The sequence below is a fragment of the Streptomyces sp. NPDC001880 genome (genome assembly GCF_053594575.1).
Map to the genome: position 1 here is coordinate 1 of NZ_JBSFET010000126.1, position 12,447 is coordinate 12,447.

11 protein-coding genes and 3 pseudogenes are annotated in these 12,447 nt (G+C 72.6%); 6 read left to right on the top strand and 8 right to left on the bottom strand.

Features of this window, described 5'->3' with window-relative positions; genetic code table 11:
• Nucleotides 1-94 precede the first annotated feature (94 nt).
• A complete protein-coding gene (locus tag ACWCQ6_RS33065) occupies nt 95-1,732 on the bottom strand; it encodes an acyl-CoA dehydrogenase family protein (protein WP_451095560.1) in 1,638 nt (545 codons plus the stop codon).
• Nucleotides 1,733-1,749: 17 nt separating this feature from the next.
• On the opposite strand from ACWCQ6_RS33065, the gene ACWCQ6_RS33070 reads away from it, so the two are divergent.
• Nucleotides 1,750-2,955, top strand: coding sequence for a YihY/virulence factor BrkB family protein (locus ACWCQ6_RS33070; protein WP_451095562.1), 1,206 nt, complete (start codon nt 1,750-1,752; stop codon nt 2,953-2,955).
• Between the two features lie 16 nt (nt 2,956-2,971).
• On the opposite strand, the gene ACWCQ6_RS33075 is transcribed toward ACWCQ6_RS33070, so the two are convergent.
• A complete protein-coding gene (locus tag ACWCQ6_RS33075) occupies nt 2,972-3,346 on the bottom strand; it encodes a CU044_2847 family protein (protein ID WP_451095564.1) in 375 nt (124 codons plus the stop codon).
• Between the two features lie 52 nt (nt 3,347-3,398).
• Between ACWCQ6_RS33075 and ACWCQ6_RS33080 the strand changes: the two genes are divergently transcribed.
• A complete protein-coding gene (locus ACWCQ6_RS33080) occupies nt 3,399-4,094 on the top strand; it encodes a helix-turn-helix domain-containing protein (RefSeq protein ID WP_451095566.1) in 696 nt (231 codons plus the stop codon).
• Nucleotides 4,095-4,313: 219 nt separating this feature from the next.
• Here ACWCQ6_RS33080 and ACWCQ6_RS33085 read toward each other — a convergent pair whose 3' ends face one another.
• From ACWCQ6_RS33085 to ACWCQ6_RS33095, 3 genes and pseudogenes are all read right to left on the bottom strand, one after another.
• Nucleotides 4,314-4,706, bottom strand: coding sequence for a VOC family protein (locus ACWCQ6_RS33085; protein WP_451095568.1), 393 nt, complete (start codon nt 4,704-4,706; stop codon nt 4,314-4,316).
• Nucleotides 4,707-4,816: 110 nt separating this feature from the next.
• A complete protein-coding gene (locus tag ACWCQ6_RS33090; protein WP_451095570.1) occupies nt 4,817-6,367 on the bottom strand; it encodes a 3-hydroxyacyl-CoA dehydrogenase in 1,551 nt (516 codons plus the stop codon).
• 203 nt (nt 6,368-6,570) lie between these two features.
• Nucleotides 6,571-6,741: pseudogene (locus tag ACWCQ6_RS33095) on the bottom strand (3-oxoadipate--succinyl-CoA transferase subunit B); the annotation flags it as partial.
• Nucleotides 6,742-6,867: 126 nt separating this feature from the next.
• Here ACWCQ6_RS33095 and ACWCQ6_RS33100 point away from each other — a divergent pair.
• On the top strand, nt 6,868-7,797 hold the full coding sequence (locus ACWCQ6_RS33100; protein WP_451095580.1) for a LysR family transcriptional regulator: 930 nt from the start codon (nt 6,868-6,870) through the stop codon (nt 7,795-7,797).
• A gap of 103 nt (nt 7,798-7,900) precedes the next feature.
• A complete protein-coding gene (locus ACWCQ6_RS33105; RefSeq protein WP_451095572.1) occupies nt 7,901-9,130 on the top strand; it encodes an acetyl-CoA C-acetyltransferase in 1,230 nt (409 codons plus the stop codon).
• 74 nt (nt 9,131-9,204) lie between these two features.
• On the opposite strand, the pseudogene ACWCQ6_RS33110 reads toward ACWCQ6_RS33105, so the two are convergent.
• Both ACWCQ6_RS33110 and ACWCQ6_RS33115 read right to left on the bottom strand, forming a co-directional pair.
• Nucleotides 9,205-9,336, bottom strand: a pseudogene (locus ACWCQ6_RS33110) (dihydrodipicolinate synthase family protein); the annotation flags it as partial.
• A 61-nt stretch (nt 9,337-9,397) separates the two neighbouring features.
• Entirely contained in the window at nt 9,398-9,988 is a 591-nt protein-coding gene (locus ACWCQ6_RS33115) for a TetR/AcrR family transcriptional regulator (RefSeq protein ID WP_451095574.1), read from the bottom strand.
• Nucleotides 9,989-10,103: 115 nt separating this feature from the next.
• On the opposite strand from ACWCQ6_RS33115, the gene ACWCQ6_RS33120 reads away from it, so the two are divergent.
• Both ACWCQ6_RS33120 and ACWCQ6_RS33125 read left to right on the top strand, forming a co-directional pair.
• Nucleotides 10,104-11,228 (top strand): ABC transporter permease, encoded by a 1,125-nt coding sequence (locus ACWCQ6_RS33120; protein WP_451095576.1) that lies wholly within the window; start codon nt 10,104-10,106, stop codon nt 11,226-11,228.
• Nucleotides 11,225-11,917, top strand: coding sequence for an ABC transporter ATP-binding protein (locus ACWCQ6_RS33125; RefSeq protein ID WP_451095578.1), 693 nt, complete (start codon nt 11,225-11,227; stop codon nt 11,915-11,917). Before ACWCQ6_RS33120 ends, ACWCQ6_RS33125 begins: the two co-directional genes overlap by 4 nt.
• Before the next feature lie 72 nt (nt 11,918-11,989).
• Here the strand turns inward: ACWCQ6_RS33125 and ACWCQ6_RS33130 are convergent.
• A pseudogene (locus tag ACWCQ6_RS33130) lies at nt 11,990-12,447 on the bottom strand (hypothetical protein); the annotation flags it as partial.

The window sequence follows — 12,447 nt, forward strand, 5'->3', positions numbered from 1 at the left end:
TCCGCATACATCCAGTATGCGGACGCCCCTCCGCCTTGCGATGCACCGCATCTGACGCCGCGCGCTGATCCACCGGGGATTACGGGACAGCCCTTTAGTCCGCGACCGGCCGCGCCCGTTCGACGACCGAGGCCAGATCGAGGCTGTGCGGCAGGGTACCGAAGGCCGTGCCCCGGTCTCCGCCCAGTCGTGACGCGCAGAACGCGTCGGCCACCTCCGGCGGCGCCCACCGCACCAGCAGCGAACCCTGGAGCACCAGCGCCATCCGCTCTGCCAGCCGGCGGGCCCGCGCCTCGATCCCGTTCAGATCGGCGAGCTCCGTCAGCATGTCCTTGATCGCCCCGTCCAGCCGGTGATCGGCCCCGCGCGCCCTGCCGACCTCCTGCAGAAACGCGTTCAGCGCCATCGGTTCACGCTGCAGCGCCCGCAGCACATCCAGCGCCTGCACATTGCCCGAGCCCTCCCAGATCGAGTTGAGCGGCGCCTCGCGCAGCAGCCGGGGCATCCCGGACTCCTCGACGTAGCCGTTGCCGCCGAGACACTCCAGCGCCTCGGCCACCACCGGCGTGCACTGTTTGGTCACCCAGTACTTCGCCGCGGGCACCGCGATCCGCAGGAAGGCCTGCTCGCTCTCCGAGCCGTCGTCGTACGCCGCCGCCAGCCGCATCGCCAGCACCGTCGCGGCCTCCGACTCCAGCGCCAGATCGGCCAGCACATTGCGCATCAGCGGCTTCTCGACCAGCACCCCGCCGAACGCGCTGCGGTACGTGCAGTGATGGATCGCCTGCGCCACCGCCTGACGCATCAGCGCCGCCGACCCCACCACGCAGTCCAGCCGGGTCGCTGCCACCATCCCGATGATGGTGCGCACCCCGAGCCCCTCCTCGCCGATCCGGCGCGCCCACGTACCGTCGAACTCGACCTCGGCCGAAGCGTTCGACCGGTTGCCCAGCTTGTCCTTGAGCCGCTGGATCGCGAAGGTGTTGCGGGTGCCGTCGGGCAGCACCCGGGGCAGCAGAAAACACGTCAGGCCGCCCGGCGCCTGCGCCAGCACCAGGAATCCGTCGGACATCGGTGCCGAGCAGAACCACTTGTGCCCGGTGAGCAGATACTCGCCCTCCGCGGCCAGCGGCTCGGCGCGGGTCGTGTTCGACCGTACGTCCGTGCCGCCCTGCTTCTCCGTCATCCCCATCCCGAAGAGCACCCCGGCCTTGCGCGCGGCGGGCCGCAGCCCCCACTCGTACACCGTCGAGGTGAGCAGCGGCTCCCACACGGCGGCCAGCGCAGGATCGGTGCGCAGCGCGGGCACCGCCGCGTGCGTCATCGACAGCGGGCAGCCGTGCCCCGCCTCGGCCTGCGTCCACACCAGGAAGCCGGCCGCCCGCCGCACATGACCGCCGGGCCGTCCCCAGGCATCGGTCAGGCCCGCGGCGACCGCGTGGCCGAGCAGCCGGTGCCAGGCCGGATGGAACTCGACCTCGTCGATGCGGTGGCCGTAGCGGTCGTGGGTGCGCAGCACCGGCGGATTCGCGTTCGCCTGCGCACCCCACTCCTGCACCTGCGCGGAGCCCGCGGACCGGCCCAGCTCACCGAGCTCGCCCCGGACTTCGGCCAGGAGCCCGGGTGACGTATGACGTTGCACCGCCTCGGTGAGCGCCCGGTCGGCGGCGAAGACGTCGTAGCCGGTCAGCGGCGGTACCTGATTGGACACGGTGTGGGTGGTGGCTGCCATGCCGATACGGTAAGGACGTGCAGGCAGCAAATGAAACACCCGAGCGGCCACCGGGTCGGCTCCACCGGGCCCGAGTCCTCTACCGCAACGTATCCAAGCGGCAGATGGCCTGGCAGTTGCTCAAGGACACCGTCAACTCGTGCATGGAGTACCGCATTCTCGGGCTCGCCGCCGAGGCGGCGTTCTTCACCCTGCTGTCCCTGCCGCCCCTGCTCCTCGGCCTCATCGGGCTGCTCGGATACGTCGACGAGTGGACCAGCACCACCACGGTCGCCTCCATCGAGCGCAACATCCTCAACGCCGCGCAGACCGTGCTCAGCGAGCGGGGCGTCAAAGACTTCGCCAAGCCGCTCCTGGCGGACGTCACCACCGGTGCCCGGCCCGATGTCATCTCGATCGGCTTCGCGATCGCGCTCTGGTCCGGCTCCCGCGCGGTCAATGTCTTCATCGACACGATCACCGTGATGTACGGTCTCGACGGCCAGCGCGGCATCGTCAAGACGCGGCTGCTCGCCTTCCTGCTGTACGTCGTCGCGCTGCTGCTCGGCTCCGTGGTGCTGCCGCTGCTCGTCGTCGGACCGGACCGCGTCGTGGAGGTCGTCCCGTGGGGCACCGAGCTCATAAGCGTCCTGTACTGGCCGCTGGTGATCCTGCTGTCGATCGCGTTCCTGACCACGCTCTACCACGTGTCCGTGCCGGTCCGTTCGCCCTGGATCGAGGACATGCCCGGTGCGCTGGTGGCGCTCGCGATGTGGGTGCTCGGCAGTTTCCTGCTGCGGATCTACCTCACCAGTACGGTCGAGGGGCCCACGATCTACGGCTCGTTGGCGGCCCCGATCGCCGTCCTGTTGTGGATCGGCATCTCCGCCTTCGCGGTGCTGGTGGGAGCGGCGGTGAACGCGGCCATCGACCGGGTGTGGCCCTCGCTGGCGACGGCCGCCGCCCGCGCGGCCAACGACCGGGTGCGCGCGGCCCAGGCGGCGGAGTTCGTCGCCCGGACGCAGGCGGGCAACCAGGACTACGGGGACTGGGACGACGACGATGACGAGGGCGACGAAGCCGACAGCCCCTACATGCCGTCCGAATTCCCCGAGCGCTGGTCGAAGTTCCTGCCGCCGGACGATGTGAAGTCCAGGATCCAGCCGAGCCGCGAAAAGGAGGCGGACAAGCCGAACGCGGACAGGCCGACCGCGGACATGCGGGACGACGGGTCCGGCGGCTGAGCGGCTTCTACCGCTTCTACGGCGCGGGCGCGGGCGCCGGAACGACCGGAGCCGCCGGTTCCGCCGGTGTCGCGCCGGGGGACCAGGACAGCTTGACCACCATGTGGCCCTCGACCGCACTCTTCGCGATCACGGCACCGGCCTCCGCCGTGATCTTCACCCCGAATTCGAGCTCCACACCGTCCGGTTTCAGGGCGCCGTCCCGGAACACCGCGAGGGCGGACTCGGCCGCCGACCGGATTCCCGTGAGGGCGCTGTCGAAGGTGCGCCCGGCCCTGGCCAGGGTGTTGTCGTCGCCCAGCGAGACCAGCTGCGCGCCCTGCGTATGACGGTCGACCTCGACCGTCACCGTCGCACCGTTGTCGGTGGTGAACTCCATCAGTGCCGTCATGACCGCCCCTGGGAAGCCGATACCGTTCGCCGACGAGATTAGCGTGTGGGGCATGGGAGACGGGTACGACGAGCGGATGTCGCGGTTGGACGGTGCGATCGTGTGGACACTGAGCGAGCCCGAGGGCTCGGTCCACCCGGTACTGCCCGACGGATGCATGGACCTGCTCCGGATCGGCGGCCGACTGCTCGTCGCGGGCCCCGACACCCGTGCCGTGACGCCGTCCGCCCCGCCCGGCGGGCAGTGCGCCGGCATCCGCTTCGCACCCGGCACGGCCCCCGCGCTGCTCGGCGTGGAGGCGCACGAGCTGCGCGACCGCCGGGTCGAGCTCGCGGACCTGTGGCCCGCGGGCCGGGTCCGCGTACTCACCGAGCGGCTCGCCGAAGCCTCCGACCCGGCCGCCGCGCTGGAGAACGTCGCGCTGCGCCTGGCGGCCGACGCCGCACCGCCGGACCCGCTGATGCGGTACGTCGCGGACCGGCTCGGCGCCGGGAGGTCCGTCGCGGACACCGCGCACCGGGCCGGCCTCGGCGCCCGCCAGCTCCACCGCCGTTCGCTCGCGGCCTTCGGCTACGGGCCCAAGACCCTCGCCCGGGTGCTGCGGTTGCAGCGGGCGCTCGCCCTCGTCCGGTCCGGGACGCCGTACGCGCAGGCGGCCGTCGCGGCGGGCTGCACCGACCAGGCCCATCTCGCCCGGGAGATGCGCGACCTGGCCGGAACCACCCTGACCGCCTACCTCGCCCGGTAGCGGCACACGCCGGGCCTCAGAGGCTGCCGGGGGACCTCCGACCGGGAGGCCACGCCCTGGCGCGCACGCTTCCCGCGTCGTCGTCGGTCGACGACGCTCCTTCCCCGAGCTCCCGGCTCCGCTCGACCAGGGGAGGCCCCGTCCGCCTGACTCCTCCGCCTTGGAATCGCACACGCCGGACCGCGTCCGCTTTCCGATCCGAGGTCATCCGACAGCCTCTCAGCCATTGGCGGCGAACAGGGACACCGCGCAGCCGTCCGGGTCGAGGACCGTCGCGTAACGCTGCCCCCACACCGCGTCCCACGGCTTCAGATGTCCTCGGTACCCCGCGTCGGTCAGCTCGTCGTACACCGCGTCCACCTCCGCCGGGCTGTCGCACAGGAAGGCAAGCGTGAGGCGGTCCCCGCCGGCCGGCGCGGTCCATCCGGGGTCGAAGGAGCGGATGATGTCCTCGGTGTCCCAGAGCAGCCGCTGCCCGCCCGGGAGCGTCACTTCGACATGGGGTGCGGATTCCGCACCGGCGGGGATGTCGAGACCGAGCCGGCGGTAGAAGGTGAGCGATGCGGCCATATCCGCGGTGACGATGCCGATCGCGTCCATGCGTGGAGTCATGCCCCGACCGTATGCCGGGCCCCGGCGCGGGTCTTGTACGAAACGGACATCCGCCGGGACGGGCGTGGACGGGGGTGCCGCGGGCGTCCGCCAGCACCCCCGCCCCGCTGCTACGAGGACGCCGTGCAGTCGGCGGGCGACGTTCCCGGGTCGGTCAGCGCGAGACCGAGCCGGGCGCGCTCGGTGACCCAGCGACTCGGGCGATGGCGCGGGTCGCCCGTGGTGCGGTGCAGGGCCCGGTGCAGCTCCAGCATCCGGTCCGCACCGATCCGGTCGCCCCAGGCCAGCGGGCCGACGGGGTAGCCCAGGCCGGTGGTGACGGCCAGATCGATGTCGGCGGGGGCGGCGATGGAGCGCTCCGCGATCCCCGCCGCGACCGACACGATCGAGGCGAGCAGCCGTTGGGCGACCGAGCCCGCGGTGTCCCGCACCACCGAGACCGCCCACGGCTCGTCGCCCTCTGCCGCGCGGGCCAGCACCGCGCGGGCGTCGCGCGCGGCGGCCGGGTCCGCCGCAGGGGTCACGGCCAGCACCCGGCGCCGGCCGGCCGCGGGCAGCGGGTCCACGCCGAAGGTGCGTCGTGCGGGCAGGCCGTGCCCGGCGACCGCCTCCGCGACCGCGGTGCCCCAGACCGGAACGAGCACCAGGGCGTCGGCGGACGGGTCGGTGCCGGTGTCGACGACGGCGCCCGCGGCGGTCAGCGCCGCCCGCAGCGCGGCCGCGTCCCGGTCCTGTCCCGCGGTGCCGTGGACGAACACCGGACGGTCCGCGTCGCCGGTGACCGGCGGCTCCGGAGCGGGGGCGGGTGCCTCGGGACCGTACGCGTACCAGCCGTGCCCGGTCTTGCGGCCGTGCAGCCCGGCCGCCACCCGGTTCGGGGTGAGGTAGGAGGGGCGGAGCCGGTCCGCGTACCGGAACCCCTGCCAGATCGAGTCGATCACCGCGGCCGTCACATCCAGCCCGGTGAGGTCCATCAGCTCGAACGGGCCCATCCGCAGGCCCAGGACGTCGCGGGCGATCCGGTCGATGTCCGCCGGGTCGCCGACCGTCTCCTCCAGCAGCGCGAGCGCCTCGGTCACCAGCCCGCGCCCGGCGTGATTGACCAGGAAGCCGGGGGTGTCGGCGACGGTGACCGCGCGGTGACCGCAGCTCTCGACGAGCGCGGTGAGGGCCGGCGGGATCTCCGGGCGGGTGGCCGCGCCGGGCACGATCTCGACGATCTTCATCAGCGGTACCGGGTTGAAGAAGTGCAGCCCGGCCAGGCGCGTCGGGTCCCCCAGCGCCGCGGCGATGCGGGTCACCGACAGGGACGAGGTGTTGGTCGCGAAGACGGCCGTGGCGGGCAGCGCCCGCTCCAGCCTGCCGAAGACTTCTGTCTTGGTGCCGAGATCCTCCCGCACCGCCTCGATGACCAGCTCGACGTCCGGGCCCTGTGCCCACGGGTCGTCGAGCGGGACCAGCCGCTCCAGGGCGGCGGTGCGGTCCCCGTCGGACATCCGGCCCTTCTGGACGGCCCGTTCGAGCATGGACCGTACGAAGTCCACGGCGGCCGTCACGGCCTCCGTGCGCACGTCGCACAACTCGACGGTGTGTCCGGCGGTGGCCGCCCACTGGGCGATGCCGCGGCCCATGGCCCCGGCGCCGACGATCCTGATACGCATGGCGGTTGCGGTCCTCTCGGGGTGTGACATGTGATCGGTCCAAGGGGTGTCCCGTAATCCCCGGTGGATCAGTGTGCGGCGTCGGATGCGGTGCATCGCAAGGCGCAGGGACACCCGAATACTGGATGTATTCGGGTGTTCCGGCAAAGCGGCGCGGTGCCGCAGCTGCCGTCGCACGCCTGCCGGGGATTTCGTGGCAGCCCTCAGCGAAGATAGACGCGGTCCGGGTCCACGTCCTCACGCAGCAGCCGGAGTTCGGCCTCGGACGGCGGCGGCACGGTCCCGACCGTACCGGCCACCTCCAGGTCCCGGCCGGTGGCCGCCCGCACCTGCTCGACGGTGACGCCGGGGCGGACGGCGACCAGCCTCAGCTCCGGTCTGCTGGCGCGTCCTGGGCCATGCGCGTCGCCCCACCGCGTCAGCGGCTATTGATTGCTGTTCAATACCAAATTAAGGTCGCATCAAGACATTTGAGTAATGAATCGGCCGAAGGGGCGGGCATGGAGCTGCGTCATCTGTCAGCGTTCGTCGCCGTGGCCGAGGAACTGCACTTCGGGCGGGCCGCGAAACGGCTGCAGATGGCCCAGCCGCCGCTGAGCCAGCAGATCCGCCAGCTGGAGAAGGAGCTGGGCGTCCAGCTTTTCGAACGCAACACCCGGTCGGTGCGGCTCACCGGTGCGGGGGAGTCCTTCCTCCAGCCGGTACGGACTGTGCTCGACGACCTCGACACGGCGGTGCGCGCCGCGAAGGCGGCGGGCCGCGGTGAGTACGGGCGGGTCACCATCGGCTTCGCGGGCGCCTCCAGCCACGAGACGCTGCCGCTCCTCACCCGGGCCGTGCGCGCCGCGAGCCCCGCGCTCGAACTGGTCATGAGGGGGCAGACCTACGCCAACGTCGCTCTCGACCGGGTCGCCGACGGCTCGCTGGACCTCGGGTTCGTCCGGCTGCCGGTGAGCCGGCCGGGAGTGGCGTACCGGGTGATCGACGAGGAGGAGCTGGTGTGCGCGCTGCCCTTCGACCACCCGCTCGCCCGGCTGGAGAGCGTCCCCATCGGCGTCCTGGCCGAGGAGCCCTTCGTCTCCTTCCCCGCCAACACCGGATCCACGGTGCGCGACGCGATGGTCGGGGCCTGCGAGACCGCCGGGTTCAACCCCCGGGTGGTCCAGGAGGCGCCCGACTCGTACACCATCCTGGCGCTGGTCGCCGCCGGGGTCGGAGTCACGCTCACCGTCACCTCCGTCCAGCACATCCAGCAGAACGGCCTCGTCTACCGGCCCCTGGCCGGTCCGCCGATCCGGCTCCGGGCGGCGCTGGCCTGGCGGGCCGACAACCCCTCCGCCGCGCTGCGGGCGGTGCTCGCGGTGGCGGAGGAGGCCCTGCCCACGCCGCCGCGCCCGGCCGGGGGCCGAAGGTCCGCAAGCGGGAATTGAGACGCGCCGCGTCTTGTACCAGGGCGAACCGGATATCGGACCGACTCGGTCGCCGGGTGCAAGGGTCGGCGGCACACGCCACTCGCCTCCGAAAGGTCACACCGTGCCCGATCAGCAGCTCGATGTCGTCATCTGTGAACCACTGCGCACCCCCATCGGCCGCTTCGGCGGAGTGTTCGCACAGCAGACGCCGGCCGCACTCGCCGCACACGTCATCGCCGAGATCGTGGCCCGTACCGGAATCGACCCCGCCGCCGTCGACGAGGTGATCCTGGGGCACTCCTACCCGTCCGCCGAGGCCCCCGCCATCGGCCGGGTCGCCGCGCTCGACGCCGGACTGCCCGAGACCGTCACCGGCTCCCAGGTCGACCGCCGCTGCGGATCGGGCCTCCAGGCCGTGCTCGACGCGGCGATGCAGATCCGGGCCGGCTTCAGCGAGGTCGTGATCGCGGGCGGCGTCGACGTCATGAGCGGTGCCCCGTACTACACGCACGAGGGCCGCTGGGGCATCAAGGGCCCCGGCCTCCAGCTCCACGACTCGCTGGCCCGTGGCAGGGTCACCGCGGGCGGCGTCAACCACCCCGTGCCGGGCGGCATGATCGAGACCGCCGAGAACCTCCGGCGTGCCTACGGCATCAGCCGCGCCGACCAGGACGCCCTCGCCCTGCGCTCCCAGCAGCGCGCCGGCCTAGCCGCGGCGGAGGGCAGGTACGACGCGGAGACCGTCCCCGTCACCGTGCGCACCCGCAAGGGCGAGACCGTCGTCACCACCGACGAGCACCCTCGCCCCGACACCACCGCCGAACAACTCGCCGCGCTGCGCCCGATCATGGCGAAGTCCGACCCGGGGGCGACCGTCACCGCAGGCAACGCCAGCGGTCAGAACGACGCGGCCGCCGCCTGCCTGGTCACCGGCGCGGCCACCGCCGAACGCCTTGGCCTGACCCCGCTGGTCCGGCTGGTCTCCTTCGCCCGTGCCGGGGTGCCGGCCGCGACGATGGGCATCGGCCCCGTCCCGGCGACCCGGGCCGCCCTCGACCGTGCCGGACTCACCCTCGCCGACCTCGACCTGATCGAGCTCAACGAGGCCTTCGCCGCCCAGGTGCTCGCCTGCACCCGGGAGTTGGGCCTCGGCGAGAAGGACCACGAGCAGCGCGTCAACGTCAACGGCTCCGGCGTCTCCCTCGGCCACCCGGTCGGCGCCACCGGCGCCCGCATTCTCGCCACGCTGACCCGTGAGCTGCACCGCCGGGAGGCCCGGTACGGACTGGAGACCATGTGCATCGGCGGCGGGCAGGGCCTCGCCGCGGTCTTCGAGCGGATCGCGGCCTGACGTTCCGCCGACAGGTGCAGTGAGACGCATGACGTCTCACTGCACCAGGAATCCGGTATTTGACCGTTCTACCAGGAGCTGCGGCCCATGTCCGCCTCCGGGCCCGCGTCCGCCATGGCGAACAGCTCGACGAGCCGCTCCTGTTCCTGCGCGGCCGGCTCCCAGTTCCCGGCTCGCGCGGCGTCGTAGAGCCGTACATGACCGGTCAAGGGCCAAGGGACAATCGCGCCCACTTCGACGGCACCCGCATCCGCCTGGAGCCGTCCCTCACCGCCCCGGCGTCGCCCCGGTGATCGCGGTGACGGCCATCCGGACCGCCCGGTCCGTCACCGCCCGGGGGTCGTCGCCGTTCTCGATCGCCGTCGTGGCCGCGTTGACGATTCCCTGGAGGAGCAGCGCCGTACGCCTCGGGTCCTCCTCGCCCAGCTCGGTCAGCGCACCGGTCAGCGGGGTGAGCAGCTCGCGGTGGACCCGCGCCGCGCTCTCCCGCACCACCGCCGCGTCCCGGACCCCGGCCAGTGCCTGGGCGATCCGGTGCTCGCCGCTGCGCACCAGCTCCAGCTGGCACGACACATAGGCGGCGATCTTCTCCTCGGGCGTGCCGGCCGCCGCCATGCCCGCCCGGATGGCGTCCGTCCAGCGGGGCATCGCGTCCTCGACGACCGCGGCGAGCAGCTCGGGGCGGCCGGGGAAGTACTTGTACACGCTGTTGCGGGCCAGCCCCGTGGCTCTGGCGACCGTGGTGAAAGTCACGGCCTCGGCGTCGCCGCCCTCCAACAGCTCGCGCGCCGCCCGCACCAGGGCCAGCCGCTGCTGGGCGTGGTGCTCGGCGACCGTGGCGGCTCTGATCCTGGGCATCGGCCCAGTCTAGAAGCCCCTGCGCACTTTCGACCCCCACTTGGCGACGCCGCGTCCCCATCATCTATCTTGGCGACACACCGTCCCTAACATCGATTCACCGAAGGGAACCGCCGTGTTCCTCGCATTGCTGGAGCTGCGCGCCGCCCGAGGGCGCTTCCTGCTCATGGGGTCCGTCGTGGTGCTCGTCGCCGCACTCGTCGGCATCGTCTCCGGCTTCACCACCGGCCTGGGTGACGACACCATCTCCGCGCTGCGCCGCCTCCCGGCCGCGCAGCTGGTCTTCTCCTCGGACGCCCGCTCCGACCAGTTCGCCCGCAGCCTCCTCGACGAGAAGACCGCTGCCGCCTGGCGCGCGGACGCGAACACCGAGACGACCCCGCTGGGCGTCTCCATCACCCGCGGCACCACGAACCGCGGCGCCGAGGTCGACCTCGCCGCCTTCGGCGTCGAGCCCGGCTCCTTCCTCGCCCCCTCGGTCACCGAGGGCGAGAACCTCGCCGACGCGGCGGCGGACAGCATCGTGATGTCCGCCAAGCTCGCCGACGACGGCGTACACGTCGGCGACACCCTGGTCATCGACCGGCTCGGCATCAAGCTGCACGTCATCGGAGAGACCGAGCGCTCCAGCTACGGCCATGTGCCCGTCGCCTACGTCCCGCTGAAGACCTGGCAGCGCATCCGCTTCAGCACCCCCGGTGCCCCCGCCTCCGCGACCGCCGCCATCCCAGACCAGTTCAGCGCCCTGGCCCTGCGCACCGCGCCGGCCGGGGCCTCGACCGCCACCCTCGACAAGCGGCACTCCACCACCACCCTCACCAAGGAGAAGGCGTACGAGGCGGCCCCCGGCTACACCGGTGAGCGCGTCACCATGACCTCGATCCAGGTCTTCCTCTACCTGATCGCCCCGCTCGTGGTCGGCGCCTTCTTCGCCGTGTGGACCGTGCAGCGGCAGCCCGAACTCGCCCTGCTGCGAGCCATGGGCGCCTCCCGCCGAAGGCTGCTCGCCCACACCGTGCTCCAGGCGGCCCTGGTCGTCGTGCTCGGCACCGCGGCGGGCGCCGTGCTCGCCGGAGCGGTCGGGCTGCTGGTCGGTGAGAAGGTGCCGTTCAGCCTGCCCGCCGGCACCCTCGCCGTCACCATGTGCACCGTCGCGGCCGTCGGCCTCGCGGGCACCGCCCTGACCCTGCGCCGGGTCACCGAAGCCGACCCGCTGACCATGCTGGGAGCCAACCGATGAGCCTCGAACTGACCGGTGTCACCGTCGCCTTCGGCCGCGACGACGCCCGTACCGCCGTCTTCGACGGCCTCGACGTCACCTTCGAGGCGGGCAGGATGACGGCTCTCGTCGGCCCCTCGGGCTCCGGCAAGTCCACCCTGCTCGCTGTCACGGGCGCCCTGCTGCGGCCCACCGCCGGGCAGGTCCTGCTGGACGGCGAGGACCTTGCCGGACTCTCCGACGCCCGGCGCGCCGAGGCACGCCGGGAACGGATCGGCTACATGTTCCAGAGCGGCAACCTGCTCTCCGGACTGGCCGCCGTCGATCAGCTGCTCGCCGCCGTGTACATCAGCGGCGGGCGCCCCCGCGCACAACGCTCCCGCGCCGAGGAGGCCCTGACCCGGGTGGGCCTGGGGCATCGCCTCCGTCACCGCCCCGAACAGCTCTCCGGCGGCGAACGCCAGCGTGTCGCCCTGGCCCGTGCGCTCTTCCTCTCCCCGAAACTGCTGCTGATCGACGAACCGACGGCGGCCGTCGACCGCTCGCAGGCCGGAGAACTGGCCGAGCTGCTGGCCGAACGCACCCACCAGGACGACTGCGTCACGGTCGTCGCCACGCACGACCCGGCCGTGGCGGAAGCCGCCGACCGGGTCGTGGACATGGCGGCGCTGACCGCCTCAGCGGCCCCGTCCGCACGGGCCGGCCGCTGACCCCGCCCTGTCACTGCTGCCGCTGGACGCTTCCGTACAGATAGCTGCCGTCGCCGTCCAGCGCGGCACGGCTCAGCTCTCCACCTCGGCCGGCCCCATCGTGGGCCAGTCGGGCGTGTTCTCGACCAACGGACGCCCCGGCCTGCGGCCGAGGCCGACCAGGCCGGCCCCCTCGGCAGAACGCTCGTCCGCGTACCGGCGTGCGCCGCTGAGGGTGTCGCCGGGCCGGGCGGCACCCGCGCCGAGCTCGATCCCTCGCGATCCTGCGTCCCGCCTTCCGCTTACGCGGGTCGCCTTGCCGAGATCGGCCCCAGCCGCTCCGTGCTCACCGGTCCCACCTGCCACTACGTCTGCGGCCTGCTCGGCTCGGTCGTCTCCCTGGAGGCCGACGCCGACCGGCGGCAGTGAGATCGCGGCCTGCCTGGGCCGTGCGGGGCTCGCCCGGATCTGAGCCGGTCCGAACAGAAGACAGCGGTGCGGGGGGTCGCGCCCCCCCGGGTGGGCGGCCCGCCGTTTTAATTTAGTGAATA